Here is a 26,293-nt window from a genome sequence, read left to right as displayed (position 1 = left end):
GAACACAAACGATCAAGCAACGGCGGCTAACCGGCGGCCCCTTGGGGCCGCGAACACGCGCGCGCCAGCGCGCCGACAATCCTGTAGCCTCCCGGTGTCCCACTGCTGCCTAACTCCGAGGATTGACCCGGGTGGACTCCACCGAGCTTCGCATTGCCGCCGTGGTCCCCTGCCACAATGAAGAGGCCGCGGTCGCCAAGGTCGTCACCGACCTCAAAGCCGCTGTGCCGGGGATCGTCGTCTACGTCTACGACAACCTGAGCACCGACCGCACCGCCGAATGCGCCCGTGAGGCCGGGGCGATCGTGCGCTTCGAGAACACCAAGGGCAAGGGCAATGTGGTGCGCCGCGCCTTCGCCGATATCGACGCCGACGTCTATCTGATGATCGACGGCGACGACACCTACGAGGCGTCGGCCGCTCCGCTGATGATCAAGACGCTGCTCGAGGGCCCCTACGACCACATCCTCGGTGTACGCAAGCAGGACGACGCCGACGCCAGCGCCTACCGCAGCGGTCACGAGACCGGCAACAAGGTGCTCAACGGCGTGGTCGGCAAGGTGTTCGGCGAGAACGTCGAAGACATGCTGAGCGGCTTCCGGGTGTTCTCGCGCCGGTTCGTGAAGAGCTTCCCGGCCGTGTCGCGCGAGTTCGAGATCGAGACCGAGCTGACCGTGCATTCGCTGCACCTGCGCGTGCCGCAGACCTCGGTGCCGGTCGGTTTCCGCGACCGCCCCGCGGGCAGCGAATCCAAGCTGCGCACCTACCGCGACGGCACCAAGATCCTCGCGCTGATCCTTGGCCTGGCCCGCCACGAACGCCCCGTCGCGTTCTACGGCCTGTTCGGCACCATCGCCTGGCTGGTCTCGGTGATTCTGACCGTGCCGATCGTGATCGACTTCTACAACACTCACCAGGTGGCGCGGTTCCCGACGCTGTTCCTCGCGTTCACACTGCTGCTGCTCGGCAGCCTCGCCTGGACCGCGGGCCTGATCCTGGACGGTATCCGCCGCTCCCGCCACGAGACGGCGCGGTTGGTCTACCTGCGTTATTCGGCCGCCGGGGTGAGCGAGGACGTCGCGGCCGGAGACCGTCGGTGACCACGTCCATCGAGCCCGAGACGACTGTAGAACCCAGCAAGACCCCCGCACGCAAGGATCGGGCGTTGGCGCCGATCCGGACCGTGACCCAGCGGTTCGGCGCCGCCACCGTCGCGTTCGCGATGATCGCGACCGTGTTCGGCGCCGTATTCGCGGTGCTCACGCCCGCGTTCTGGGGCCACGACGAGATCACCCAGTTCGGCCGCGCCTACCAGGTCGCCCACGGCGGCGTGTTCCCCCAGCGCATCGTCGACGATCGCGGTGTGGCCTACGGCGGGCAGATCCCGGTCAGCGTCGACGCGCTGATGGGCTACGCCTTCAAGGACTACAACGACAACCCCGAAGAGCCCGACGCGATGGTGGCCGACCCCGGCGCCTACGACCGGCTCGCCGCGGCCGAGGTTTCCTCGACGACCCGGCAGATGTGGTTCACCAACACCGCCGCCTACTCGCCGGTGCCGTATGTGCCCGCCGCCGTTGGCATTCGGCTGGGCGAGGCGCTCGGTCTCAACGTGGGTGGCATGTATCTGCTGACCCGTTTCGCCGGCCTGGTCGCCTATCTCGCGGTCGTCGGATTCGGGCTCTACGCGCTGCGCGAGCGGCGTAGCCAGTGGCTGGTATTCACCGTGGCGGTGCTGCCGATCGCGCTTTTCCAGGCGGGCACCGTCACCGCGGACACGCTCACCAACGCGCTCGCCATCATGGTGTCGGCGCTGCTGCTGAAAGCGCTGTTCGTCGGCGATCGACTGCACCGGGCGGAAACCGCCGCGCTGCTCGCCGCGACGATCGCACTGCCGCTGAGCAAACCGACCTATGTGCTGCTGGCGATGCTCGTTGTGGTGGTGCCCGCCGACCGGCTCGGTTTCACCGGAAAACTGAAATTCGTTCCGTGGGCATTCGCGGTGACGGGCGGTGTCCTTTTCCTCGCCTGGACGAAGATCGCGGCGCCCACCGGCGACGGCATGGGCCTGATGCGCCCGCCCCATCAGTGGGGGCAGGTGCGACCGGGCGATCAGCTTAAGGGAATCCTCAGCGACCCGGTGCAATTCGTGCACACCTTCGGCGAGAGCATCGCGCTGCGCGACCATCGCTGGTTCAACCAGTTCTTCGGCGAACTCGGTTTCGCGTATGTGGACGTGCCCGCGATTTCGATGCTGGCGTGCCTGCTCGCCTTCGCGGTGAGTTTCGGCATCGTCGACCGGATGAGTACCACCACAGCCACTTTCCGTCGCACGCTGATCGTGGCGCTCACGGTGCTCGCGAGTGTGGCGATGATCTACGTGACGCTGTACATGTCGTTCACGCCGGTCGATTTCTACATCATCGACGGTGTGCAGGGCCGGTATTTCGTGCCGCTGGCAATCATGGGACTGGCGGTACTGGCTCGCGTGGTGCCGCTGCGACTCACGAATTCCGAGGGCGTGATTCCGGCCCGTGGGACCGCGATCACCATCGCCTGTGCGTCGACTTTCGCGCTTGTCGCTACCGCCGCAACGTATTACACCGTCGTCTGGGGATAATTCCCCAGACGACGGTGGGGATTACAGAGTTTTCTCGCCCGCTGCCGCGTAGGCGCGTTCGGTATCGGCCTTTTTCGGTCGCCACCAGTCCTCGTTGTCGCGGTACCAGGCGACGGTGTCGGCCAGGCCGGCGCGGAAGTCCGCGTAGCGCGGTGACCAGCCCAGCTCCTCGCGCAGCAGGCTCGCGTCGATGGCGTAGCGCTGGTCGTGGCCGGGGCGGTCCGTCACGTGATCGAAATCGGTGGGCTCTCGATCGAACGCCTGCAGAATGAGCTGGACGACCGTGAGGTTGTCGAGTTCACCCTGGGCGCCGATCAGGTAGGTCTTGCCGGTCCGGCCGCGCTCGAGAATGTCCCAGACCGCGCGATTGTGGTCGTCGACGTGGATCCAGTCGCGCACCTGATGGCCCGCGCCGTACAGCCGTGGGCGCACACCGTCGATCAGGTTGGTGATCTGGCGCGGGATGAATTTCTCCACGTGCTGGTAGGGGCCGTAATTGTTGGAGCAGTTCGACAGGGTCGCGCGGACACCGAACGACCGGGTCCAGGCGCGTACCAGCATGTCGCTGCCCGCTTTGGTCGCCGAATACGGGCTCGACGGGTTGTAGGCGGTGGATTCGGTGAAGCCCGGCTCGTCGGGGGTGAGATCGCCGTACACCTCGTCGGTGGAGACGTGGTGGTAGCGCACCTCGTGGCGGCGTACCGCCTGCAACAGTGAGTAGGTGCCGACGATATTGGTCTGTACGAACGGCCACGGCTCGGCCAGGGAGTTGTCGTTGTGGGATTCGGCCGCGAAATGCACGACCGCGTCCACCCCGCTGACCAAGTTGTCGACGAGATCGAGATCGGCGATATCGCCGTGCACGAATTCGATCCGATCCGCGACCGGATCCAGCGATGCCCGGTTGCCCGCGTAAGTGAGCGCGTCGAGCACGGTCACTTGGACATCCGGGCGCGTGGCCACGGTCTGCTGGACGAAATTCGCACCGATGAACCCGGCCCCGCCGGTTACGAGCACTCGCACTCGGTCAACGATACGTGCATTCCATGGACGCTCGTGACGAAAGGTGTCACCGTTATGTGTTGCTGGAACGTCTCTGACCTGTGACCCGGCATATATTTACACAGTGATCTCCGTCACATTACCTGTAGGTAGGTTAAGACTCAGAGTTGGTTTTCCTGAGAAAAAGCCCGGTCAACGCTCAGGTTTCTATCAGCGCACAGGCATCGGAGTATCAATGGTGAACAAAACTTGAACTAACAGTCACAGCAGGTTCACCTCTGGTTAGCTGCGGGAGCTTTTGATCTACGAGTCCCCTCCGCACGCTCCGACTTTGAGGTTCAACAAAAATGCTGATGAGGAAATTCGCCGCCACGTCGGCGCTGCTGATCGCCGCCATGGGCGTCACCGCCGGCACCGTGAACGCCGCGCCGGCCGAAGAAGCCGCCCCGATCAACTACTCCGCCGAGGTCGTCGACGGTTCCAAGTCCGTCATCACCACCGATGCCGGCTCGCTGGTCGTCGAAGACGGCGCCTTCAAGATCAAGGCTGCCAACGGCACCACCGTCGCCGGCACCCCGCTGTCGTTCCGCCTCGATGACTTCGAGCTGCCGATCGCCGCCGAGATCTCGGGCAACAAGGCCGTCCTGACCCCCCAGCTCGACCCGGCCCAGGCCGTCTACAAGCCGGTGGCCCTGCCCTACGAGGACAAGGCTCCCTGGAAGACCGAGTACGAGCGTGAGCAGGCCGCCTGGAGCCGTCTGACCTCCACCATCTCCATGGGCGCCACCATCGGCACCCTGGCCGGCGGCCTCGGCGGCGCGACCATCGGCTGCATCGCGGGTGCCGCGGCCGGCCTGGTCGCTACCGGTGTGCTGCTCGCCCTGTTCGGTGCCGGCCCGCTCGCGGGTTGCGTCGTCGGCGCCACCACCATCGGCGCCCTCGGCGTCATCCTGGGCCAGATCTTCGTGACCGCTCCGGTCGCGATCGGTGCTGCGATCCAGTACTTCACCACGATCAACCAGCCCTTCGTCGCTCCGGCCAAGTAATTTCGCCGTAGTACAGAAGGAAAGCGGCCCCCGCCCGGAGAAATCCCCTTTCTCCCCCCGGCCAATTTATTTCCCCTTTATTACACATTCAACGGGCCCCCCCCCGGTATAAACCGGGGGGGGGGCCGCTTCTTCGTGTCGGAGGTGGCTCGGTCGGCCGACCGTGGTCAGGACCGCCCGAGCCGTTCTCAGGCCGTACGTGCCCGCTGGGCCGGTTCCACCGCGGTCCGGACGAACTTCGCCACCCGGCCCAGCGCCGAACGACTCTCCGGCATGCTCGGCAGGATGCTCATGAACGCGTGCACCTGCCCGCGCCACAGCTCCAGGGTGTTGGGCACGCCCGCGGCGGTGAGCCGGTGGGCCATCAGTTCACAGTCGTAGCGCAGCAACTCGTCCTCGGCGGCGATGAGCAGCACCGGCGGCATCCCGGCCAGATCGGCGTTGACCGGCGACAGCGCGGGATCGAGCGGACCGGCGTGCTCGGCGCCCAGGTGGACGACCGCCTCGAGGCCCTTCAGCGGAATGTAGGCGTCCCGGTTGACATTGACGTAGCCCTCTTTGGCCCGGTAGTCCAGATCGAGCAGCGGGCTGAGGCCGACGAGGGCGGCAGGCAGCGGCAGGCCGATCTCGCGCGAGCGGATCGCGGTGGCGAAGGTCAGGAACCCACCCGCCGAGTCACCGGCGAACACGATGCGCGCCGGATCGGCGCCGTGACGCAGCAGCCAGCGGTAGGCGAGCACACAGTCGTCGATCGAGGCGTCGATCGAACCGGGAAGTTGCCGGTATTCGACATTGAGGACGGGCAGTCCGGTGCGCCTGGCCAGTCCGGCCACGACCGCGCGGTGTGTCTGCAATCCGCAGACCGCGAAGCCGCCGCCGTGCATGTACAGCAACGCACCGTGGCGCAACGCGCGGGATCCGCCCGCGGGCCGCACCATTTCCATCTTGAAGCCCTGGAGCTGGATCTGCTCGCGCTCGATGCCGTGCGGTTCGGGCCGCAACCGCGACAGCAGGTCGACCGCGACGGCGCCGACCGGGATGGTGGCCCGGTTGATGGGCACGGTGCGCAGCAGCGGTCCGATCAGGCCGAGGCAGGCGCCCATCAGGACTCGCGAGGAGGTACTGGTCCGGCCGGAGTTGACGATGATGCCCGAGTCCGGCCTCTCGGCGGTGCTGATCGGGGCCACGGGCGCGAGCCCGCCCATCACGCCGGTGATCTTTGTGGCTACCATCGCGCACCTACCTCTACAGCTGGCGCGTCGACCCCTGACCAGGCGTAAACCCCCCGGATCGGATGTCGGCGCTGACATCTAACACAGTGATGTTTCACACATCGACGCTCACATAATCAGATGAACGTCTTGTCTGTCTCAGTTATCGCCCGACACACCCGGTCACGAAACGTTCGTGACCAATTCGTCGACGTGTCGGAACCTCCCCGTCTCCGGGGCGGACGGGACTGGCAGACTTGCCACCTATGCGCGGAATCATCTTGGCGGGCGGCACCGGTTCACGGTTGCACCCGATCACGCGCGGGGTGAGCAAGCAGCTCGTCCCGGTCTACGACAAACCCATGGTCTACTACCCGCTGTCCACCCTCATGCTGGCAGGGATCGACGACATTCTGGTGATCACCACGCCGGAGGACGCCGACGCGTTTTCCCGGCTGCTGGGCGACGGCAGCCAGTTCGGCGTCGCGATCAGCTATGTGGTGCAGCCCGAACCCGACGGGCTCGCGAGCGCCTTCGTCCTCGGGGCCGATCACATCGGCAACGAACCGGCGGCGCTGGTCCTCGGCGACAACATCTTCCACGGGCCCGGCCTCGGCGCCAGCCTGGAACGCTTCCACGACATCGACGGCGGCGCGGTGTTCGCCTACTGGGTGAAGGACCCGACCGCCTACGGCGTGGTGGAGTTCGATCAGGGCCGCGCGGTCTCCATCGAGGAGAAGCCGAAGGTCCCGCGCTCGAACTACGCCATCCCCGGCCTCTACTTCTACGACAACGACGTGGTCGAGATCGCCCGCGAGCTGAAGCCCTCGGCGCGCGGGGAGTACGAGATCACCGATATCAACCGCGCCTACCTCGAGCAGAACCGGCTCAGTGTCGACGTGCTCGCCCGCGGCACCGCCTGGCTCGACACCGGCACCTTCGATTCCCTGCTCGACGCGGCCAATTACGTGCGCACGATCGAGGAGCGGCAGGGCCTCAAGATCGGCGTGCCCGAGGAAGTGGCCTGGCGCCGCGGCCTCATCTCCGACGAACAGCTGTGCAAGCTCGCCGAACCGATGGTGCGCTCGGGCTACGGCCGCTACCTGCTGGATCTGATCGACCGCGGAAAAGACTGGTAGCGCATGGAATTTCGTGAACTGGCGATCCCCGGCGCCTGGGTGGTGACGCCGCGTCTGCTCGGCGACGACCGCGGCATGTTCTGTGAGTCGTTCAAGGCCTCGGAGTTCGAGAAGGCCACCGGGCGCCCGTTCGAGCTGCACCAGGTGAACACCTCGGTCTCGGCGGCCGGGGTGCTGCGCGGCATCCACTACACCGACGATCCGCCCGGTCAGGCCAAGTATGTGACCTGTGTGCGCGGCGCCTTCCTGGATGTGGTGGTCGACCTGCGGCCGGGCTCACCGACCTACGGCCGGTGGGACAGCGTGCTGCTCGATGACGTCTCGCGGCGCTCGGTGTTCCTGTCCGAGGGTCTCGGCCACGCCATCCTCTCGCTGGAGAACCGGTCGACGGTGACCTACCTGTGCTCGCTCGAGTACTCCCCCGAGTTCGACAGGGACCTGGACGCCTTCGATCCGCGTCTCGGCATCGAATGGCCGACCGAGGGCCGCGACGGCCGCCCGCTGACCTACGTCCGCTCGGCGAAAGACGAAGCAGCGCCGAAGTTTTCCGCCTGATTCACGTGAAACCACGAACGGCACCACCTGCGAGAGGTGGTGCCGTTCAGCGTTTTCCGATCAGGCGACCGGTTCGAGAACCTTCGCCTCGACGAGCGGTGCGTCCTGGGCAGGCTTGCGGAACCTGGGCAGGAAGACAGTCAGTGCGACCAGCGCGCCGACGATGGTGACGCCCGCCGCGAACTCCAGGCCCGGCCGGTAGGTGTCGAGCATCTGCTGCGGAGTGGCACTCGTACCGTGCCCGCCGGAGGTGACGATGGCGGTGGTCACCGCGAGCACGACGGCCGCGCCGACCTGCATCGAGGTCTGCAGCACGCCTGCGGCGAGCCCCTGCTCGTCGTCGTCGATACCGCTGGTGGCCTGCACATTGATGGCGGGGAAACCGACCCAGCCGATGCCGATCAGCAGGATCGCGGGCAGCAGCACGGTGAAGTAGCCGGGTGCCGTGTCAATCCGCAGGAACAGCAGGTAGCCGATCGCCATCACGCTCATGGTGACCGCGATGACCGGTCCGGTGCCGAAACGGTCGATCAGCTTCTCGGAGAAGAACGCCGACCCGACGACCAGGATGCCCACCGGCAGCAGGGCCATCGCCAGCTTCAGCGCCGACCACTCCAGGGTGTCCTGCATGTACAGGGTCACGATGAACTGCCAGGAGAAGTAGGAACCGGCGACCGCGATGATGGCCAGGCTGGCTCGCACGAGCGAGGCCTTGCGCAGGATGCCGAGGCGGACCAGCGGGTGCTTCACCCGCTGTTCGGTGACGACGAACGCGGCGAACAGGGCGACCACGGCGAGGAACGAACCGATGGTGCGGCCCGAGGCCCAACCGACTTCCGGCGCGGTGACCACGGTGTAGACCAGCAGCAACATGCCCGCGGTGGACAGCAGCGCGCCGAGTAGATCGTGTCCGCCTTCTTCGGCCTTACCGTCCTTGGGCACCAGCACGAACGCGGCGGCCAGGGCAGCGAGCGCGATCGGGACGGGCAGCAGGAAGGTCCAGCGCCAGCCGACGCCGGTCATCAGGCCACCGAACAGCAGGCCCATGGAGTAGCCGCCCGCGCCGAAGACGGTGTAGATCGACAGCGCCTTGTTGCGCGCTTTTCCTTCGGCGAACGTGGTGGTGATGATCGACAGACCGGTCGGCGCGGTGAACGCGGCGGCCAGGCCCTTGATGAAGCGGGTGGCGATCAGCAGCGCGGGGTCGCTCACCAGACCACCGACGAGCGATGCGACCGCGAACACCGCGAGGGCGATGAGGAAGACCTTGCGGCGGCCGAGCAGGTCGGCGGTGCGTCCGCCCAGCAGCAGCAGGCCGCCGTAGCCGAGGATGTAGCCGCTGACGAGCCACTGCAGGGTGGAGGTGGACAGATCGAGTTCGGCGCCGATGGACGGCAGCGCGACGCCGATCATCGAGACGTCGAGCCCGTCGAGGAAAAGGACGATGCACAGAGTGATCAGCATTCCCCAGAGGCGGAGGGGCCACCTGGTGGGATCGGTCGCCTGATCTGCGGCCGAGAGCGTTGCTGGCGAAGTCATGCGGAGGACATTACATGCGTGTGCATTAATTGCCAACACATAAAATGCCGTTGCATGAACATGCGCCAACCACTAAGATGGGGCCATGAACCCGGCCGTAACGTCAGCTCGGCGCACCGAAGCGCCCACCGAGCTGGTCGGTCAGTGGCGCGAACTACTCGGCAGGCATGCCGCCGTGAGTTGCGCCCTGGAGAAGGCGCTCCAAAGGGACCACGAGATCGGCCTCAGCGAATTCGAAACGCTGGACCGACTGGTCGACGCGGCGTGTCAGAAGTACCGCATGACAGAACTGGCCCAGGACATCTACCTGAGCCAGAGTGCGCTCTCGCGCGCGGTGGCCAGGCTGGAACGCGACGGCCTGGTCGAGCGGAGCATGTGCGATCTCGACCGTCGCGCCATCTTCGTCCAGCTCACCGACAAGGGCAGGGCGGTCTACGACCGAGCCCTGCCCACCCACCGTTCGGTGCTCGCCGGTTCGTGGGACAGCCCTACAACGTGCCCGTAGCCGCCGCGGTGATATCGGTGAAAGCACGCCGGTAGCGATCACATTCGGCAGGCTTGTCCAGATAGGTGCTGCCCGCGAAGGTCTCCACGTAGACCACCGGCGGCTCCGGTCGATCCACCGAATCGTCGACCCCGAAATCCAGGATCACGAACCGGCCCGATTCGAGACCCGCGTGGTAGCCGGAATCGCCGGGAACCACCTGGATCCGCACCGTTTCGCGCTCGGCCAGCTCCCGTAATCGCGCGAGCTGGCCCGCGCGGACCCGGTCGTCACCGATCACACGGGTGAGCACCGACTCGGCCAGCACCACGTCCAGTCGCAGCGGCGAATCTGCCCTGGTCACCAGAGCCTGCCTGGCCGCCGACACCCGCAGCCTGCGCTCGAGCTCCGCCTCGGTGAGCCCGGGGATCGTCTGCTCCAGCAGCGCTTTCGCGTAGTCCTCGGTCTGCAACAGGACAGGGACGAGGCCGTCCTCGTAGAGCGCGAGCCCCGACGCGGCTTCCTCGAGGCCGATGTAGACCTCGAATCCCTCCGCGATCACGTCGCCGTAGCTCGTCCACCAACCCCGCGCTTTGGTTTCGCGAGCCAAGGCGGCCAGCGGTTCGACCAGATCGGCCGGCGCGCCGTACACCTTGCACATGGCCTCGACGTCGAGGCTGCGCAACGACGTCTGCCCCGTTTCGATCCGCCAGATCTTCGCTTCCGACCACTCCAGTTGCGCCGCCGCGGTTCTCGTCGTCATCCGCGCACGATTGCGCAGGTCACGTAAGTGCCTGCCCAACTGCCTGCGCGGCATCGTAGAACCGGTGACGCCCTGTGGTGAAGCCATACTTCCCCCCTGTATCCGAACTCCGGTCTCCGGACAGAACTTTCGGAGACCGACCTACGCAGCCGACATATTCGGATCTGCGTACGGATTGTTTCACAATGAATCGGACACCGCGCAAGACCTATTTTTTCTTGCGGAACCGCCAGAACTGCACCGCACGAACGTCTTCGGAGAGCTGACTCACCGGCTCGGCGACATCGGACAGCGCCTGGAACAGGCCGTCGGCCAGGTCACTGATGTGTTCGACGCGGCCGGCCAACCGGGCGGCGTTGTCGGCGAATTCGAGCATCAGGCGGACCGAGGCCGCGATCGTGAGCCCCAGCGGGATCGACACCAGCGCGGCGAGCACCCCCAGCACCGCGGAGGCTTTCCACATCAGCACGGTGAAGGCGATCGGCAGGCCGATGCCGAAGGACGCGACACCGAGCACGTAGGCCAGCGGTAGCAATGTCCTGGTCGCGGGCCTGCGGAACTGCACGTCCAGCAGCGAACGGGCGGCTTCGGCGGCCCACTGTTTGGCGGAACCGGTACTGCGGAACGGCTCTTCGAACCCCGCGTCACGCGCCAGATCGGCTTCGTAGGAGACTTCACCGGCACGATCGGGCCGCTTGCCACCGGCCTCTTTCCAAGAGAGCCAACGGGATTCGGCGTCGAATTCCTCGACATCCTCGTCGTTCGACTCGGGAGTGCCAGGCGCTTCGGTCATGCCTCGAATCCTGCCCGCTTTCGACCCCGACGCCAACCTCTCGGCACCTTACCTGCGATAGCGAAGGTTACCGGACTGAGACGAAGCAGACACTCTCGAATATTTTTCGGTAACGGCGTAACGAGTCGGCCACCTCCCGCCGATACGCCCATGAACGCAGGAACAGAGCTCTTCGGGGAATGGAGAACACAGTGCGCACGACGTTTCCGACCACCACTACGGCCGCCGACAAAGGTGCCGCCGCGCAGGAGTACACCGCGCGTGGATGGACGGTCGCTGAAACCACCAACGGTCTGTGCTTGATCACCGACGACGAGGTCTCGGCCATCGAGATCACCGGTGAGATCGCGGGCGACGTTCGCCGCTTCCTGCGCGCCAACAACCTGTCCGGCCCCGTGATCGAGATCCCGGGCCAGGAGCGCCGCGAGATCCACCTGGTCACCGGTGTCCGCAAGGCCGCCATGGCGATCGAGGCCATGCGTGAGGCCGGCGTCATCGTGCACACCGACGGTGCCAGCATCCCGCTGCCGCCGACCCAGCTCGCCGCGGGCAGCGCCTCCTGGGGCGTCGCGCCCACCGAGGCTCGCTGGATCCCGCCGGTCGTCGCCCTCGGTGCGGCCGTCCGCTCGGCGATCGCCCGCAGGCAGACCGGCAAGCAGGCAGGCAAGCGCGCGGCGCTGACCCTGGCCAGCTGATCTGAACCAGCCCGGACCCGCGATCCGCGACGCCTCCCCGACGTCGCAGCTCGCGGGTTTTCGGCGTTTCCGGCCATCGCCCGCCCCAGTGGGCGTAAGCATGGAGTATGGCTCCACGTTCGCTGTTGCGTACCTGTCCGCTGTGTGAGGCCGTCTGCGGTCTCACGGTCACCCTCGACGACGCCGACCAGGTGCTGTCGGTCCGCGGCGACCGCGACGACCCGTTCAGCAAGGGCTTCCTGTGCCCGAAAGGCGCCAGCTTCGGCAAGCTCGACAGCGATCCCGACCTCGTCACCACCCCGCTGATCCGCGACGGTGACGGCTTCCGCGCGGCAGGCTGGGACGAGGCGTTCGACCTGATCGCGGCCGCGTTCGCCGAGATCCCCCGTGGCGCGTCCGCGGTGTACCTGGGCAACCCGAACGCGCACACCGTCGCGGGCGCGCTCTATCTGCCCGTCCTGATCCGGGCGCTGAGCACCCGTCACATCTACACCGCGAGCTCGGCCGACCAGATGCCCAAGCAGGTCGCGGCCGGGCTCATGTTCGGCGACCCGCTGACGGTCCCGGTCCCCGACCTCGATCGCACCGACTTCCTGCTGATGCTGGGCGCCAATCCACTCGAATCCAACGGGTCGCTGTGCACCGCGCCCGACTTCCCCGGGCGGTTGAAGGCGTTGCGGGCGCGCGGGGGCAAGCTGGTGGTGGTCGATCCGCGCGAGACCAGAACCGCGGCGCTCGCCGACCAGCACCTGTTCATCCGGCCGGGTTCGGACGCGTATCTGCTGTTCGGGGTCGTGCACACGCTGTTCGACGAGGGTCTGACCGACGTGCGCGTCGACGTGGCCGGACTCGACGAACTGCGCACGGCCGCCCTCGATTTCCCACCGGAAGCGGTGGCCGAGCGCACCGGCATCCCCGCGGGCACCATCCGCGCGCTGGCCCGCGAACTCGCGGCCGCGCCCACCTCGGCCGTCTACGCGCGGATCGGCACGTGTACCGCCGAGTTCGGCACGCTCACCCAGTGGCTGGTCGACGCCGTCAACACCCTCACCGGCAACCTGGACTCCCCCGGCGGCGCCATGTTCGCCGATGCCGCGGCGGGCGGGGTGCAGCGCAGCAAGCCGTTCCGCCTCGGCCGCTGGACCAGCCGGGTCCGCGAGCTGCCGGAGGCGATGGGCGAACTGCCCGTCGCCACCCTCGCCGACGAGATCGAAACACCGGGTGAGGGGCAGATCAAGGCGCTGGTGACGGTGGCGGGCAACCCCGTGCTGTCCGCGCCGAGCGGTGCGCGACTCGACCGTGGCCTGGCCGGGCTCGAGTTCATGGTCAGCGTGGATCGGTACGTCAACGAGACGACCAGACACGCGAACGTGATCCTGCCGCCGCCGCGGTCGGTGCAGTCACCACACTTCGATTTCGCGCTGCTGCAGTTCGCGGTGCGCAATTACGCGCGCTACTCGCCGCCGCTGGTTCCGCTGGGCGAGCGGCCCTCGGAATCGGCCGTGGTGGCCCGGCTCGCGGCCGCGGTGAGTGGTCAGCCGCATGCCGGGACGGGCGCGGCCAGCCCGATCGCGATGGTCGACGAGCTCGTGATCGCCGGCACCCTGCACAAGGCCGACATGAGCGAGCGCCGCGACGAGCTGACCGGCAACGACACCACCGAACAGCGCCTCGATCTGATGCTCAAGCTCGGCCCGTACGGCGCGTGGAACGGCGGCGACCTGAGCCTGAAAACCCTCCTGGACAACCCGCACGGCATCGACCTCGGCCCACTGCGCCCACGACTGCCCGGTGTCCTGCGCACCGCGTCGAAACTGGTCGAGCTGGCACCGCCGCAACTGCTCGCGGACGTGCGGCGCCTGCGCGCCGGACTGGCGAGCACCGCGCCCGCGATGGTGCTGATCGGACGACGTCAGCTGCGCTCCAACAACAGCTGGATGCACAACATCGCGGGTCTGGTCGGTGGCTCCAACCGCTGCACGCTCCAGGTCCACCCCGACGACGCGACCCGCCTCGGCCTGGGCGAACAGGCCGAGATCACCTCGGCGGCGGGCTCGTTGACGGTGCAGGTCGAGCTCACGCCGACGATCATGCGCGGCGTGGTGAGCCTGCCGCACGGCTGGGGCCACGGCGCGAGCACCACCCAATCGGTCGCGCTGGCGCACGCGGGCGTGAACGCCAATGTGCTGACCGATGATTCGGTAGTCGACGTGGTGTCCGGAACCGCTGTGTTCAACGGTGTACCGGTGACGGTAGGTCCAGCCTGATCAGTCCGGGCCCGGAAACCGTTGCGCAAACTCCGCTTTCATCCCATTCGCAACAATGGACACGCCCCACCGGCAGTGAGAGTCCCCTAGACTGGGTGAGATTGCGGTCACAGCGGGGGTTTCGTCTAGAAGCCCGCATCAACCGGTACGGCTAGCAGAGGGGGCCCCGATGCCCGAAAAATTCGTCGGCAGCGACGGAGAACACGAGCTACAGGACACGTTGGGCACCTCGGACAGAGCCGAGCGCTTCTACGACGACCAGGTGATCGACTATCTGAACCCCACGATGGTCGATTTCGTCGCCCGGATGGACATGGCCTTCATCGCCACCTCCGATTCACACGGCGAATGTGACTCCAGCTTCCGTGCGGGGACCCCCGGGTTCCTGCACGTGATCGACGATCGCACGATTGCGTACCCCGAATATCGAGGTAACGGGGTGATGGCCAGCCTGGGCAATATCCTCGAGAACCCGCACGTGGGAATCCTGATGATCGACTTCGTTCGCGACCTCATCGGCCTGCACATCAACGGAAGAGCCCGCATGGTCGCCGACAGCGAGCTGCGCGACGACGTCACCGACCTGCCACCCGCCGAGCGAGGAAAGACCTCGCAGGTATGGGTGGTGGTCGATGTCGAAGAGGCCTACATCCACTGCCGCAAGCACATCCCGCAGATGGTGCCGGTCTCGCGGGACCAGCGCGAATGGGGCACCGACAACGTGCGCGCCAAGGGCGGCGACTACTTCGGCGTCAAGGCAGGCAAACGGGCACCGGCTATCGCCGAGGCCAGCTAGCTATTTACTTGATCTTGAAGATCACCACACGCTGCACGACGAAGTTGATGACGGTTGCGGTGCCCTGCGCGATCACGAACGCGAGGGGCTGGCGCCACCACTCGTCGGGCAGCGCGAAGTACAGCGCCGCGTTGATCCCCACCTGCACCGCGAACGTCACCGCGTAGAGCGCCACCACCGCGAAGAACCTGGCCCTGCTCGGCTCTGCCTTGAACGTCCAGCGCCGGTTGATCAGGTACGCCGTGGTGGTGCCCGCGACGAAACTGATCGCCTTCGCCAGGCTCACCGGCAACCCGAGCAGATTCAGCAGCAGGCTGTAGATGCCGTAGTCGACGATCGCCGACAAACCACCCGTCAGCGTGAACCGCACGATCTGCGTCTTGAGGTCTACATCGGTCCCGCCGGGCTCGTCGACCAGGGGAATTTCGGCGGGCAGCGGCAGATGCGGTTGGGCTTGCACGTGAGGAAGACTACGAGACCGGTCGCTCCCCGCGCCATGCATGTAGCCTCTTAGCCGATGTCTGAGAACATTTCGACCACCAACGATGAGGCGTTCGCGCTCCCTACGCGCACCCGCAAGCTCACCGGTTGGGGTCGCACCGCACCCACCTCCGCCGAAGTGCTCTCGACCAGCGATCCGGAATTGATCGCCAAGGCCGTGAGCATGGTGGCGCAGGACAACGACTCGAAGCCGGCGCATCTGCGACGCGGCGTGATCGCGCGTGGCCTGGGCCGCTCGTATGGCGACAACTCGCAGAACGCGGGCGGCCTCGTGATCGACATGCCCGCGCTGAACAAGATCCACAGCATCGACGCGGCCACCCGCCTCGTCGACGTGGACGGCGGCGTCGACCTCGACCAGCTGATGAAGGCAGCGCTGCCGTTCGGCCTATGGGTTCCGGTCCTACCCGGTACCCGCCAGGTCACCGTCGGCGGCGCCATCGGCTCCGATATCCACGGCAAGAACCACCACAGCGCCGGTAGCTTCGGCAACCACGTGCGTTCGATGGATCTGCTCACCGCCGACGGTGTCGTCCGCACGATCACCGCCGAGTCCGATCCGGAGCTGTTCTGGGCGACCATCGGCGGCTGCGGCCTGACCGGCATCATCCTGCGGGCCACCGTCGAGATGACCCCCACCGAGACGGCGTACTTCATCGCCGACGGCGATGTGACCAGCACCCTCGACGAGACCATCGCCTTCCACAGCGACGGCTCCGAGGACAAGTACGAATACAGCTCCGCCTGGTTCGACGCCATCAGCCCGCTGCCCAACCTGGGGCGCGCGGCCATCTCACGCGGCAACCTGGCCAAGGTCGACCAGCTGCCGAAGAAGCTGCAGAAAGACCCGCTGCGCTTCAATGGCAAGACCTTCTTCACGCTGCCCGATGTGTTCCCCAACGGGCTGGCCAACAAGTACACCTTCGGGCCGATCGGTGAGATCTGGTACCGCAAGTCGGGTACCTACCGGGGCAAGGCGCAGAGCCTGACCGCCTTCTATCACCCGCTCGACATGATGGGCGAATGGAACCGCGGCTACGGCTCCAACGGCTTCCTGCAGTACCAGTTCGTGGTTCCGCCGGAGTCGGTCGAAGAGTTCAAGCGCATCATCATCGACATCCAGCGCTCGGGTTTCTACTCGTTCCTCAACGTGTTCAAGCTGTTCGGCGAGGGCAACCAGGCGCCGCTGAGCTTCCCGATGGCCGGCTGGAACATCTGCGTCGACTTCCCGATCTCGCGTGGGCTCAACGAGTTCGTCACCGAACTCGACCGGCGCGTGCTCGAGTTCGGCGGGCGGCTCTACACCGCGAAGGATTCGCGCACCTCGGCCGAGACCTTCCACAAGATGTACCCGCGGATCGACGAGTGGATCAAGGTCCGCCGCAGCGTCGACCCGAATGGCGTGTTCATGTCCGATATGGCCAGGAGGCTGGAGCTCCAGTGATCAACGCAGTTGGCAACCCGCAGACCATCCTGCTCTTCGGCGGCACCTCCGAGATCGGTCTCGCGATCGTGGCCGAGTACCTGGCCAAGAGCCCGGCCCGGGTCATCCTGGCGAACCTGCCCGGCGACCCGCTGCTCGAGAACGCCGTCACCCAGGTGAAGGCCGCCGGCGCGACCCAGGTCGACGTCGTCGACTTCGACGCGCTCGATACCGAATCGCACCCCAAGGTCGTCGACACCGCGTTCGCCGCGGGTGACGTCGACGTCGCGATCGTGGCGTTCGGTGTGCTCGGCGATGCCGAGGAGCTGTGGCAGAACCAGCGCAAGGCGGTCATGACCGTCGGCATCAACTACACCGCCGGCGTGTCGGTGGGTGTGCTGGTGGGCGACAAGTTCAAGGCCCAGGGCCACGGCCGGATCATCGTGATGTCCTCGGTGGCCGGGGAGCGCGTTCGCCGCTCCAACTTCGTCTACGGCTCCACCAAGGCGGGCCTGGACGGTTTCTACCTCGGCCTCGGCGAGGCGCTGCGTCCCTTCGGGCCGCGCGTCACCGTGATCCGGCCGATGCAGGTGCGCACCTCGGCGACCAAGGCCCACTGGGAAGCCACCGGCTCCAAGGAAGCCCCGCTCACCGTCGACCCGGAAGACGTCGCCAAGCTCGCCGTCACCGCGTCGGAGAAGGGCACCGAGATCGTCTGGGCGCCGGGCGAGGCCCGCTTCCTGATGTCGGCCCTGCGCCACGTGCCGCGCCCGATCTTCCGCAAGCTCCCGATCTGATCGACTGCGTTTCGGACTGCCGCATCATCCCCGGATGGTGCGGCAGTTCTGCTTTACGGCTCCACTAGGCTGGCCCGGACCGTGGAGCACAGTGGAGCCGGAGGATTGCGCGCCGATGACGACCAATGACGAGGTGCGGGCGGGGCGCAAGATCTGGAGCGGGGTCGGCGAGGGGGCTGCCGCCGCGGGCGTGGCGCTCGTGGTTGCCGTGGTGGGACTGTTCGCGTTCTCCGCGGTGCAGTGGCCGGCGTTCAACTCCTCCAATGTGACTCGCGCGCTGACCACGGTGGGACAGGTGGTCGCGGTCGCGCTGCTGGTGGTCTCGGTGCTGCTGATCCGGCTGCGCAAGTGGCCGGTGGTGGCGAAACTGCTGTCCTGGGTGGGAATCTCGAGCTTTGTCACGGTCACGCTGGGGATGCCGCTGGCCGCGACGAAGCTGTATCTGTTCGGTGTCTCGGTGGATCAGGAATTCCGGACCGAGTACCTGACCCGGCTCACCGACAGTGCCGCACTGCGCGATATGACGTATGTGGATCTGCCGCCGTTCTATCCGGCCGGGTGGTTCTGGATCGGCGGGCGCGTGGGCAACGTGCTCGGGATGGACGGCTGGGAAGTGTTCAAGCCGTACGCGATCGGGCTGCTCGCCGTCGCCGCCACGGTGGCGCTGGTGTTGTGGATGCAGCTGGTGCGGGCCGATATGGCGGTGGGCGCGGCTGCCGCCGTCACGGCGATGACGTTGGCGTACGCCTCGCCCGAGGCTTACGGCGCGGTGCTCGTGGTGTTCGTTCCGCCGGTGCTGGTGCTGGCGTGGGGTGCGCTGCATCGGCGGTCCGGTGGGTGGGGCGCGGTGCTCGGTACGGGGCTGTTCCTCGGGGTGGCGGCGTGTTTCTACACGTTGTACCTGGCGATCGCGGCGTTCACCGTGGTGATCATGGCGGTGGTGGCGGCCGGGTTCGCGGTCTACGCGCAGCGGGCAACCGAGCGGCGGGCAAGCCGGCTGGGCAGCGCTGCCTCGGCGCAGGCCGGTGCGACCTCGGCGAGCGCCTCGCCCGCCTGGCGCGCCGCGATCACGCCGCTGACCAAACTGGCGGCGATCGGCGGTATCGCCATCGTGCTCGCCCTGGTGGTGTGGACGCCGTATCTGCTGAAGATGGCCTCCGGTGCGAAACTCCCCTCCGGCAGTGCTTTCCACTATCTGCCGGAGTCCGGCGCACAGCTGGCGTTCCCGATGCTCGAGTTCTCCCTGCGGGGAGCCCTGTGCATGATCGGCGTGCTGTGGCTCGTAGTTCGCGCCGGATCGTCGAGGCGCGCACAGGCACTGGGCATCGGCGTCGTATCGATCTACCTGTGGACCGTGCTCTCGATGACGGCGACCGCGGCAGGCACGACCCTGCTGTCCTTCCGGCTGGAGCCGGTCCTGCTCGCGTTGCTCGCCGCCGCAGGTGTTTTCGGCTTCGTCGAAGGCGCGACCGCCCTCTACCAGGCGTTGAACGAGCCCGCCCCGATGCGCACCGCGGCTGCCGCGATCGCCGTCCTCGGCGCCATGGCCTTCGCCCAGACGATCCCCACCGTGCTCACCCACGAGATCGACACCGCCTACACCGACACCGACGGCAACGGCGAACGAGCCGACCAGCGCAAACCCTCCGCCGTCTCGCACTACCGCGAGATCGATGCGGCCATCCTGGCGCAGACCGGCCGTCCCCGAGACGAGTCCGTCGTCCTCACCGCGGACACCACCTTCCTGGCCTTCTACCCCTACTGGGGCTTCCAGGCCCTCACCTCCCACTACGCGAACCCCCTGTCGGACTTCAAGGCTCGCGCCGCCACCATCGCCGACTGGAGCAAGCTGCCCGGCTCCCCGGCCCTCGTCGAAGCCCTCGCGAAGTCCCCTTGGCGCGCCCCCGACGCCTTCCTCTTCCGCAACGACGGCGACAACTACACCCTGCGCCTGGCTGAAGACGTCTACCCCAACGACCCGAACGTCAAGCGCTACACGGTCTCATTCCCCAAGTCCCTCTTCACCGACCCCGCCTTCACCGCCACCGACATCGGCCCCTTCACCCTGATCACCGTGCGCCGCTGATACTCGACGACCACTGTGGCGACGCCATGTCGTCGCCCAGTGGCCGAACCCCGGCTCACGCAGAGGCGCGGCCGAGGTAGTGGAGGAGTTCGGCGGTGGGCGTGGTGGCCGCTGTTTCGACCACGGCGGCGTAGGCGCCCCACTGGCGCAGGGGTTCGATGATTTCGGCGTCGGTGCCGGAACCGGGGGCCGGGCGGATCGTGCGGGCGGCGGTCAGGAGATGGGCGGACAGGTCGTCGGTGAGGGGCGACGGCTGGCCGGTGGCGATCGCGATGTCCCAGGCGTGGACCGCGGCGTCGAGAGCGGCGAGGGTTGCCGCGACGGCGGTCGGGAGGTCGCCATGCGGGAGCGGCGTGGGGACAGTGGTGGTTTCGTCGGCGACCGTTGCCCACGCGGCGGCGGTCTGGTCGACGGCTTCGCGGACCAGGTCGGCGGCGGAACCGCCGATCTCGCCGGAGGGGTCGAAGGGGTTGTAGGACGGGCCGGGGCCGACTCCCAGGGCAGCGGCGTAGGCGAGCTGGTCGCCCGCGGCGTGCTGGATCACCTGGGTGACGGTCCACTCCGCGCAGGGGGTGGGCAGGTTCCACTGGTCGTCGGCGATACCGGCCACGACGTCGCCGAGGGCCCGGTAGGAGGTGGCGACCACGTCGCGCCAGACGGTTTCGAGGGCTGCGGTGCTGTTCATGATGGTGCCTTTCGTTTCGGTGATGACTCCAGCCTAGAAACCTATTAGGCTCGTTTCTTTCCTAATTTTCGACGAGGTGGAAAATGGCCGCGACAACCCCGCGCGTACTGCGCCTACTCGCCCTGCTGCAGGACCGCGCCTACACCGGGCGCGAGCTCGCCGACCGTCTCGAGATCACCGAACGCACCGTGCGCAACGACATCTCACGGCTGCGCGAACTCGGCTATCCCGTCCACGCGGAACGGGGCGCGATCGGCGGCTACCGCCTCGGCCGCGGCGCGACCATGCCGCCGCTGCTCCTCGACGACGAGGAAGCGGTGGCGGTCGCGCTGTCCATCGCCGTGGCCCACGACGGCTCGCTCGCCGTCTCCGACATCGGCGACCAGCTCACCAGAGCGCTCCGCAAGATTGAACAGATCCTCCCGAAACGCTTGCAGCGCAAGGTCTCCGCGCTGCGCGACGCCACCGAGATCGGCCCCGCCACCACCGGTTCCCGCGAACCGGACGCGCCGGTCGCCGCGGGTATCCTCACCACCCTCGCCGACGCGGTCCGCCGCACCACCGCTGTCACTGTCGAAACCTCTGACGGCACAACGGAACTAGAGCCCTACCGGCTGATCAACTGGCAACGCCGCTGGTACCTGGTCGCCTACAGCATGCGCACCCACGACTGGACGGCACTGCCCGCCGCCGGGATCACCCGGGCCGAGGCGGGTACACGCGTGTTCGCCCCGCGCACCCTCCCGCACGACGACCTGGTCGCCTTCGTCATGCGTCACATCGCCTCCACCGGCTGGCGCGTCCACGCCCGCGTCACCGTCCTCGAATCCGCGGAGACCGTGATCGCCAGGATCAACCCGGCGGTCGGTGTGGTCGAGCCGATCGACGAGCACAGTTGCGTACTGCTCACCGGCGCCGACGCGATGGAGACGATCGCGATCTACCTCAGCATGTTGATGATGGATTTCCGCGTCGACGGCCCGCCCGAGCTGGTCGCGCACCTGCGCACCCTGGCCCGCCGCTACACCGAATCGGTCGCCGGGTAGCCGCCGCGGATCGTGTCCCTTCCGTGCCGGAAGCCGGTGTTCATCCCGCTCGACGGCACTACACTGACTGGTGCGGCACGGTCGTCGCCGGCGGATTCGAACTCCCCCGGCGGCTGGCGTTGAAACCAGATCCTGCACGTCACGGGTCCCGGCGACCCGCTACCGGAGGAGGACGTATGTCCGATCCGTTGCACACGAGGGTGTGCCTCACCGGCTTGAACTGTTCCTGCCCGAGCATCAGCGTTTTCCTGGTGCCGGAACCGCTGGTTCTCGGCGGTCAGATGATGCACCTCCTCGAACAGGCGCCGATCGCCGGGCGAATACCCCAGCCCACCCCGGACGCCGAGCTGATCGACCTGATCCAGGCCGTGCGCACGCCGCTGGACACCCGGGGACTCGCCCGCGCGCAGCAGGTCGCGTTCTCCGGGCCGCGCCACGATCCGCCGGTCGCGCGGGAGGTGCTGCACGACCATCTCATCGAGGAGCCCGCGCCATGGGGACTGGATGTGGACGACCCCGCGGAACTGACCCGGCTGGCGATGCTGCCCGAGCGGCGCATCGGGGTGCGTCGCATCGACGATTTCCAGGCGCATTCGGTCCGTCAGGCGATGGAGGCCGTCTACCGGTATTTCGCGATCGACCAGCGCATTCCCCTGGTCTATCACGGCTTCGCCGACCCGCGCGATGGCTGGTTCGCGCTGCGCGCATCGGCGGCGTGAGCCGATCCCGCGGTGTGACGGCGTCGACCCTGTGTCTATCGACACCCGATAGCTACTGGTGTGCGGAAGATCGATAGACCACAATATGTCCGGTCAGTGTCAACAAACCGCGCGGTCGGTGTCGCGGGGCGAGTACGCTGCGAAATGTTGGAAGTTCGGCCGACCGAAATCAGGTTTTGGTAGCGCTGATCGGTACGGATGCAGAGGTATAGCTATGACGCTCAACCGACCGGAGCGGATCGATCTTTTGTTGTCACGGCCGCAACGCCTCGGCCGTGAACCGGAACCGCGCGAACAGCTCGACTCGCTCGCCGCGATCGAACGGGTCGTCATCGACGCCACCATCGCCCTGCTCGCACCCGGCCAGAAATTCGCCCTGCTGTGGTCACTACAGGTCGGCGAGCAGACCGTCGCCGGCGTGCAGATCAAAGAGCGCGACGGAACGGTCACCAACCTGATGCCGCCCACCGAGGTGCTCGAATACCTCACCGATCACAAGCGCATGTCCTACGACCCGGACACCGGGGCCTGGCTCAGCGCCGAGATCTTCATCGCCGGTCCCACCCGGTACAAGACCAATTACTCCACCGGCTCGGTCGCCGACTGGATGCCCGAGGTCACGGCCGACGACCTGCGCGCCGAATTCGCCGCCTTCCCGCGCCGCGACACCGAGATCCCCGACTGGGCCCGATCCCAACTCGACTGGGCCGACCGCCGCACGGGTTGAGAGGTACCGCCGCCGTCACCGCGACGGCCCGTTAGGAGCGGCGCCGACCCGCGCACAGGTTCGATGGCTAGCATCAGACCCCGTGCGACCGGACCGATCTGAACGAGCGTTCACCCGATACCGCCTGATCGCCCTTGTCTGTGGGCTGCTCGGGTTCGTGCTTGCCCTGCTCACACCGCTGTTACCGGTGCGCCAGGACCGCGCGAGCCTGGACTGGCCGCAAGCGGGCGCGACCAGCGTCGAGGCACCCCTGGTGTCGTATGTGCCGCAGCGGCTCGACGCAGAGCTGCCGTGCGCGATGCTGAGCGGGCTGCCGGGTCCCGGGGCGGAGAACCCCACCGCGACCACCCTGCTGACGACGATTCCGGTCGCCTCCGGCAAAGCCGACCGAGGGCTGAGCGTCACCGTGCGCGACGGCGTGCTGGGAGTGCAGGCGCGCGATGTGCCGATGCTGTCGGCGCCGATCGCCGAGATCGCCGGGTGTGAGCGGATCAGCATCGTCTCGACCATCGAGGCCACGACCGTCGAGTTCGTCGGGGCCGCGCGCCAGGACGGCACCCCGTTCCGCAACACCGTCACCGTCGACAAGCGCCCGCAGATCGTCGGCGTCTACACCGACCTCGACTCGGCCGCCCTCACCGGCGCCCGGCTGCACGCCGACATCGACTCCCGCTTCACCTCGACGCCGACGACGCTGAAACTGGCGACGATGATCGGCGCCGGTGTGTTCACCCTGCTCGCGCTGATCGCGCTGCACCTGCTCGACACCACCGACGGCCGCCGCGCCCGCCGCTTCCTGCCCCGGCACTGGTGGCGGATCACCCCGACCGACGTGGTGGTGGTCATAACCCTGCTCGGCTGGCATGTGATCGGCGCGAACACCTCCGACGACGGCTACATCCTCAATATGGCGCGCGCGTCGGGCCCGTCGGGCTACATGGCGAACTACTACCGCTGGTTCGGGGTGCCGGAGGCGCCGTTCGGCTGGTCCTACGAACTGCTCGCCTGGATGACGAAGATCTCCGACGCCAGCCCCTGGATGCGCCTGCCCGCGCTCGCCGCCGGATTGGTCTGCTGGGCGGTGATCAGCCGAGAAGTGCTGCCCCGCCTCGGTGCTCGGGTGCGCCGCGACAAGGTGGCGCTGTGGACGGCCGGCCTGGTGTTCCTCGCCTTCTGGCTCCCGTACGACAACGGCCTTCGCCCCGAACCGCTGATCGCGGCGGGCGCGCTGCTCACCTGGTGCCTCATCGAACGCGCCATCGCCACCGCGCGGCTGCTGCCTGCCGCGTTGGCGATCCTCATCGCCGCGTTCTCGCTGGCGGCGGGCCCGACCGGCCTGATCTGCATCGCCGCCCTGATCGCCGGTACCCGGCCGGTCATGCAGATCATCATCAAACGCGCGCAGGGTCTGCGCCCGCGTCGGATCGCGAGCCCGGACAAGACGGCAGACTCGTCGGCTCGGCTCTCGCTGGGCGCCAAGATCTTCCGTTACGCCGCACTGCTGGCTCCCGGCATCGCCGCGGGCACGCTGGTACTCGTCGTCGTCTTCGCCGACCAGACCCTCGCCACCGTCATGGAGGCCACCCGAGTCCGCACCCTCGTCGGGCCGAACGTCGCCTGGTTCGACGAACGCACCCGCTGGGACTCGCTGTTCATGCTGTCCCCCGACGGCTCGCTCGCCCGCCGTTTCGGCGTCCTGGTGCTGCTGCTGTGCCTGCTCGTCTGCATCCTGCAGGTGCTGCGCAAGGGCCGCATCCCCGGCACCTCGCGCGGCCCGTCGGTGCGCATCCTCGGCATCGTCTTCGCCGCGCTGCTGCTGATGATGTGGACGCCCACCAAGTGGACCCACCACTTCGGGGTCTACGCGGGCCTGGCGGGTTCGCTGGCGGCACTGGCGGCGATCGCGGTGGGCACCAACGGAATCAAGGCCCCACGCAATCGAGCGCTGTTCACCGCGGCGGTGTTGTTCCTGCTCGCGATGACCTTCACCGGCTCCAACGGCTGGTGGTACGTCTCCAGTTACGGCGTGCCGTTCTGGGACAAGGCGCCGATGGTGGCGGGCAAGGGTGTTTCGACGCTGTTCCTCGGTCTCAGCATCCTCGCGCTGCTGGTCGCCCTGTACTTCCACCTGCGCGCCCCGTACCGGACACCGAGCGACACCGGGCGTTTCGACCGCTTCGCGACCATGCCGCTCACCATCGCGGCGGCACTGCTGGTGCTGTTCGAGGTGGCGTCGATGGCCAAGGGCGCCATCACCCAGTACCCCGCGTACTCCATCGCGAAGTCGAATTTCAATTCGCTGCAAGGCAATACGTGCGGCCTGGCCAATGACGTTCTGGTGGAATCGAATACGGCGGATTCCCTGCTCACCCCCTACACCGGCGCCCCGGCCGACGGGCTGAACGCCGAATCCACCGGCTTCACCCCGGACGGCGTGGCCGACGACCTCACCGCCGACGCCGACGAGACCGTGGTCGGCGGCGCCAACTCGGTCGACACCGATTCCGCCAACAAGACCACCAAGACCACCGGCGCGGGCACCGGCGGCGGCACCAGCGCCGAACCCGGCATCAACGGCAGCACCGTCGCCCTGCCGTTCGGCCTCGACCCCGCCCGCACTCCGGTCCTCGGCTCCTTCCAGGACGGCGTGCAGCAGCAGGCGAAGCTGACCTCACAGTGGTATCGCGTCGACCTCGGCGAGAGCGTGCGCGACGATCCCGCGTATCAGGCCCTCGTGGTCACCGCGGCCGGGCGGATCCGCTACGTCGACACCGACGGTGTGGTGCACTACGGCCAGGAGTTGCGCCTGGAATACGGCACCCGCGCCGCCGACGGTTCCGTCGAGGTGACGGGCTCGGTCGCGCCGATGGACATCGGCCCGGCCCCGTCGTGGCGCAACCTGCGCGTGCCGATCGATCAGCTGCCCGTCGGCGTGAACGCGGTGCGCCTGGTCGCCGCCGACAACGACATCACCGGCAAGCAGTGGCTCGCGGTGACGCCCCCGCGGCTGCCGAAACTGGCCACCCTGGACTCGGTGGTCGGCCGGACCGCGCCGGTGCTGCTCGACTGGCACGTCGGCCTCGCGTTCCCCTGCCAGCGCCCGTTCGAGCATCACGACGGCGTCGCGGAGGCTCCGCAGTGGCGGATTCTGCCCGACCGGGTCGGTTCGGACGCGTCCAACGCCTGGCAGGACGATATCGGCGGTGGCCCGCTCGGGTGGACAAATCTGCTCCTGAAGGCCGAGACTGTGCCCACCTATCTCGACCACGATCTCGGCCGCGACTGGGGCTCGCTCGAGCGGTTCACGCCGTATCAGCCGGCACCGCCGGCGAAGATCGGGGTGACTGTGATCGATCAGACAGGACGAGCGAAAGAACCGGCAATTCGGGCACAGTAGAA

At 67.4% G+C, this 26,293-nt stretch carries 23 protein-coding genes; 16 read left to right on the top strand and 7 right to left on the bottom strand.

Annotated elements, in window-relative coordinates:
• The first annotated feature begins 131 nt into the window (after window positions 1–131).
• Both ACFTS5_RS31150 and ACFTS5_RS31145 read left to right on the top strand, forming a co-directional pair.
• Window positions 132–1,100, top strand: coding sequence for a glycosyltransferase family 2 protein (locus tag ACFTS5_RS31150; RefSeq protein WP_378638091.1), 969 nt, complete (start codon window positions 132–134; stop codon window positions 1,098–1,100).
• Window positions 1,097–2,620, top strand: a complete 1,524-nt coding sequence (locus tag ACFTS5_RS31145) for a DUF2142 domain-containing protein (protein ID WP_378638089.1) — start codon at window positions 1,097–1,099, stop codon at window positions 2,618–2,620. Before ACFTS5_RS31150 ends, ACFTS5_RS31145 begins: the two co-directional genes overlap by 4 nt.
• Window positions 2,621–2,641: 21 nt before the next feature.
• Here the strand turns inward: ACFTS5_RS31145 and rfbB are convergent, their stop codons facing one another.
• Window positions 2,642–3,643, bottom strand: a complete 1,002-nt coding sequence (gene rfbB, locus ACFTS5_RS31140) for a dTDP-glucose 4,6-dehydratase (RefSeq protein WP_378638086.1) — start codon at window positions 3,641–3,643, stop codon at window positions 2,642–2,644.
• Window positions 3,644–3,969: 326 nt separating this feature from the next.
• On the opposite strand from rfbB, the gene ACFTS5_RS31135 reads away from it, so the two are divergent.
• Entirely contained in the window at window positions 3,970–4,668 is a 699-nt protein-coding gene (locus tag ACFTS5_RS31135) for a hypothetical protein (protein ID WP_378638083.1), read from the top strand.
• A 188-nt stretch (window positions 4,669–4,856) separates the two neighbouring features.
• Here ACFTS5_RS31135 and ACFTS5_RS31130 read toward each other — a convergent pair whose 3' ends face one another.
• Complete coding sequence (locus ACFTS5_RS31130; protein ID WP_378638081.1) at window positions 4,857–5,900, bottom strand: alpha/beta hydrolase; 1,044 nt, start codon at window positions 5,898–5,900, stop codon at window positions 4,857–4,859.
• A 245-nt stretch (window positions 5,901–6,145) separates the two neighbouring features.
• On the opposite strand from ACFTS5_RS31130, the gene rfbA reads away from it, so the two are divergent.
• Together rfbA and ACFTS5_RS31120 are read left to right on the top strand one after the other, a co-directional pair.
• A complete protein-coding gene (gene rfbA / locus ACFTS5_RS31125) occupies window positions 6,146–7,018 on the top strand; it encodes a glucose-1-phosphate thymidylyltransferase RfbA (RefSeq protein WP_378638078.1) in 873 nt (290 codons plus the stop codon).
• 3 nt (window positions 7,019–7,021) lie between these two features.
• Window positions 7,022–7,573 carry a dTDP-4-dehydrorhamnose 3,5-epimerase gene (locus tag ACFTS5_RS31120; protein WP_266295138.1) on the top strand — a complete coding sequence of 184 codons (552 nt, stop codon included), beginning with the start codon at window positions 7,022–7,024 and terminating at the stop codon, window positions 7,571–7,573.
• A 60-nt stretch (window positions 7,574–7,633) separates the two neighbouring features.
• On the opposite strand, the gene ACFTS5_RS31115 is transcribed toward ACFTS5_RS31120, so the two are convergent.
• Window positions 7,634–9,112 carry an MFS transporter gene (locus ACFTS5_RS31115; protein ID WP_378638075.1) on the bottom strand — a complete coding sequence of 493 codons (1,479 nt, stop codon included), beginning with the start codon at window positions 9,110–9,112 and terminating at the stop codon, window positions 7,634–7,636.
• 85 nt (window positions 9,113–9,197) lie between these two features.
• On the opposite strand from ACFTS5_RS31115, the gene ACFTS5_RS31110 reads away from it, so the two are divergent.
• Window positions 9,198–9,617: a MarR family winged helix-turn-helix transcriptional regulator gene (locus ACFTS5_RS31110; RefSeq protein ID WP_378638073.1), complete on the top strand. Its 420-nt coding sequence runs from the start codon at window positions 9,198–9,200 to the stop codon at window positions 9,615–9,617.
• On the opposite strand, the gene ACFTS5_RS31105 is transcribed toward ACFTS5_RS31110, so the two are convergent.
• Both ACFTS5_RS31105 and ACFTS5_RS31100 read right to left on the bottom strand, forming a co-directional pair.
• Window positions 9,601–10,446: a helix-turn-helix domain-containing protein gene (locus ACFTS5_RS31105; protein ID WP_378638070.1), complete on the bottom strand. Its 846-nt coding sequence runs from the start codon at window positions 10,444–10,446 to the stop codon at window positions 9,601–9,603. The genes ACFTS5_RS31110 and ACFTS5_RS31105 overlap by 17 nt on opposite strands.
• A 121-nt stretch (window positions 10,447–10,567) precedes the next feature.
• Window positions 10,568–11,152, bottom strand: a complete 585-nt coding sequence (locus tag ACFTS5_RS31100) for a DUF4282 domain-containing protein (RefSeq protein WP_378638068.1) — start codon at window positions 11,150–11,152, stop codon at window positions 10,568–10,570.
• A gap of 191 nt (window positions 11,153–11,343) precedes the next feature.
• Between ACFTS5_RS31100 and ACFTS5_RS31095 the strand changes: the two genes are divergently transcribed.
• The 3 genes from ACFTS5_RS31095 (at window position 11,344) to ACFTS5_RS31085 (ending at window position 14,910) form a co-directional block, all read left to right on the top strand.
• On the top strand, window positions 11,344–11,847 hold the full coding sequence (locus ACFTS5_RS31095; protein ID WP_378638065.1) for a hypothetical protein: 504 nt from the start codon (window positions 11,344–11,346) through the stop codon (window positions 11,845–11,847).
• Between the two features lie 107 nt (window positions 11,848–11,954).
• Window positions 11,955–14,114 carry a molybdopterin oxidoreductase family protein gene (locus ACFTS5_RS31090; protein WP_378638063.1) on the top strand — a complete coding sequence of 720 codons (2,160 nt, stop codon included), beginning with the start codon at window positions 11,955–11,957 and terminating at the stop codon, window positions 14,112–14,114.
• Window positions 14,115–14,283: 169 nt separating this feature from the next.
• The gene (locus ACFTS5_RS31085; RefSeq protein WP_378638060.1) at window positions 14,284–14,910 is read left to right on the top strand and encodes a pyridoxamine 5'-phosphate oxidase family protein; all 627 of its coding nucleotides are present in this window, start codon (window positions 14,284–14,286) and stop codon (window positions 14,908–14,910) included.
• Between the two features lie 4 nt (window positions 14,911–14,914).
• Here the strand turns inward: ACFTS5_RS31085 and ACFTS5_RS31080 are convergent, their stop codons facing one another.
• Window positions 14,915–15,412 carry a GtrA family protein gene (locus ACFTS5_RS31080; RefSeq protein ID WP_378638058.1) on the bottom strand — a complete coding sequence of 166 codons (498 nt, stop codon included), beginning with the start codon at window positions 15,410–15,412 and terminating at the stop codon, window positions 14,915–14,917.
• Between the two features lie 27 nt (window positions 15,413–15,439).
• On the opposite strand from ACFTS5_RS31080, the gene ACFTS5_RS31075 reads away from it, so the two are divergent.
• The 3 genes from ACFTS5_RS31075 to ACFTS5_RS31065 all read left to right on the top strand — a co-directional run bounded on the left by ACFTS5_RS31075 (window position 15,440) and on the right by ACFTS5_RS31065 (window position 19,717).
• Entirely contained in the window at window positions 15,440–16,855 is a 1,416-nt protein-coding gene (locus ACFTS5_RS31075) for an FAD-binding protein (RefSeq protein ID WP_378638109.1), read from the top strand.
• Window positions 16,852–17,631 (top strand): decaprenylphospho-beta-D-erythro-pentofuranosid-2-ulose 2-reductase, encoded by a 780-nt coding sequence (locus ACFTS5_RS31070; protein ID WP_378638055.1) that lies wholly within the window; start codon window positions 16,852–16,854, stop codon window positions 17,629–17,631. The genes ACFTS5_RS31075 and ACFTS5_RS31070 overlap by 4 nt, the downstream gene beginning before the upstream one ends.
• 115 nt (window positions 17,632–17,746) lie before the next feature.
• A complete protein-coding gene (locus ACFTS5_RS31065) occupies window positions 17,747–19,717 on the top strand; it encodes a galactan 5-O-arabinofuranosyltransferase (protein WP_378638052.1) in 1,971 nt (656 codons plus the stop codon).
• A 55-nt stretch (window positions 19,718–19,772) separates the two neighbouring features.
• Here the strand turns inward: ACFTS5_RS31065 and ACFTS5_RS31060 are convergent, their stop codons facing one another.
• The gene (locus tag ACFTS5_RS31060) at window positions 19,773–20,402 is read right to left on the bottom strand and encodes a TIGR03086 family metal-binding protein (RefSeq protein ID WP_378638050.1); all 630 of its coding nucleotides are present in this window, start codon (window positions 20,400–20,402) and stop codon (window positions 19,773–19,775) included.
• An 83-nt stretch (window positions 20,403–20,485) separates the two neighbouring features.
• Between ACFTS5_RS31060 and ACFTS5_RS31055 the strand changes: the two genes are divergently transcribed.
• From ACFTS5_RS31055 to ACFTS5_RS31040, 4 genes are all read left to right on the top strand, one after another.
• A complete protein-coding gene (locus ACFTS5_RS31055) occupies window positions 20,486–21,448 on the top strand; it encodes a helix-turn-helix transcriptional regulator (RefSeq protein ID WP_378638047.1) in 963 nt (320 codons plus the stop codon).
• Window positions 21,449–21,624: 176 nt separating this feature from the next.
• The gene (locus tag ACFTS5_RS31050; RefSeq protein ID WP_378638045.1) at window positions 21,625–22,167 is read left to right on the top strand and encodes a hypothetical protein; all 543 of its coding nucleotides are present in this window, start codon (window positions 21,625–21,627) and stop codon (window positions 22,165–22,167) included.
• Window positions 22,168–22,381: 214 nt separating this feature from the next.
• Window positions 22,382–22,894 carry a hypothetical protein gene (locus tag ACFTS5_RS31045; RefSeq protein ID WP_378638043.1) on the top strand — a complete coding sequence of 171 codons (513 nt, stop codon included), beginning with the start codon at window positions 22,382–22,384 and terminating at the stop codon, window positions 22,892–22,894.
• Between the two features lie 82 nt (window positions 22,895–22,976).
• The gene (locus tag ACFTS5_RS31040) at window positions 22,977–26,291 is read left to right on the top strand and encodes an arabinosyltransferase domain-containing protein (protein WP_378638041.1); all 3,315 of its coding nucleotides are present in this window, start codon (window positions 22,977–22,979) and stop codon (window positions 26,289–26,291) included.
• Window positions 26,292–26,293 lie beyond the last annotated feature (2 nt).

The organism is Nocardia sp. NPDC056952 (assembly GCF_042674185.1).
Classification (GTDB): Bacteria; Actinomycetota; Actinomycetes; order Mycobacteriales; family Mycobacteriaceae; genus Nocardia.
This window is presented reverse-complemented; position numbering and strand designations above follow the sequence as displayed.

What these genes read in the sequence shown, in the direction of transcription:
- ACFTS5_RS31105 (WP_378638070.1), bottom strand. Translation starts at nt 10,446, where the DNA reads ATGGCTTCACCACAGGGCGTCACCGGTTCTACGATGCCGCGCAGGCAG.
- rfbA (WP_378638078.1), top strand. Translation starts at nt 6,146, where the DNA reads ATGCGCGGAATCATCTTGGCGGGCGGCACCGGTTCACGGTTGCACCCG.
- ACFTS5_RS31100 (WP_378638068.1), bottom strand. Translation starts at nt 11,152, where the DNA reads ATGACCGAAGCGCCTGGCACTCCCGAGTCGAACGACGAGGATGTCGAG.
- ACFTS5_RS31130 (WP_378638081.1), bottom strand. Translation starts at nt 5,900, where the DNA reads ATGGTAGCCACAAAGATCACCGGCGTGATGGGCGGGCTCGCGCCCGTG.
- ACFTS5_RS31090 (WP_378638063.1), top strand. Translation starts at nt 11,955, where the DNA reads ATGGCTCCACGTTCGCTGTTGCGTACCTGTCCGCTGTGTGAGGCCGTC.
- ACFTS5_RS31065 (WP_378638052.1), top strand. Translation starts at nt 17,747, where the DNA reads ATGACGACCAATGACGAGGTGCGGGCGGGGCGCAAGATCTGGAGCGGG.
- ACFTS5_RS31060 (WP_378638050.1), bottom strand. Translation starts at nt 20,402, where the DNA reads ATGAACAGCACCGCAGCCCTCGAAACCGTCTGGCGCGACGTGGTCGCC.
- ACFTS5_RS31110 (WP_378638073.1), top strand. Translation starts at nt 9,198, where the DNA reads ATGAACCCGGCCGTAACGTCAGCTCGGCGCACCGAAGCGCCCACCGAG.
- ACFTS5_RS31120 (WP_266295138.1), top strand. Translation starts at nt 7,022, where the DNA reads ATGGAATTTCGTGAACTGGCGATCCCCGGCGCCTGGGTGGTGACGCCG.
- ACFTS5_RS31080 (WP_378638058.1), bottom strand. Translation starts at nt 15,412, where the DNA reads ATGCATGGCGCGGGGAGCGACCGGTCTCGTAGTCTTCCTCACGTGCAA.
- ACFTS5_RS31050 (WP_378638045.1), top strand. Translation starts at nt 21,625, where the DNA reads ATGTCCGATCCGTTGCACACGAGGGTGTGCCTCACCGGCTTGAACTGT.
- ACFTS5_RS31115 (WP_378638075.1), bottom strand. Translation starts at nt 9,112, where the DNA reads ATGACTTCGCCAGCAACGCTCTCGGCCGCAGATCAGGCGACCGATCCC.
- ACFTS5_RS31085 (WP_378638060.1), top strand. Translation starts at nt 14,284, where the DNA reads ATGCCCGAAAAATTCGTCGGCAGCGACGGAGAACACGAGCTACAGGAC.
- ACFTS5_RS31045 (WP_378638043.1), top strand. Translation starts at nt 22,382, where the DNA reads ATGACGCTCAACCGACCGGAGCGGATCGATCTTTTGTTGTCACGGCCG.
- ACFTS5_RS31135 (WP_378638083.1), top strand. Translation starts at nt 3,970, where the DNA reads ATGCTGATGAGGAAATTCGCCGCCACGTCGGCGCTGCTGATCGCCGCC.
- ACFTS5_RS31055 (WP_378638047.1), top strand. Translation starts at nt 20,486, where the DNA reads ATGGCCGCGACAACCCCGCGCGTACTGCGCCTACTCGCCCTGCTGCAG.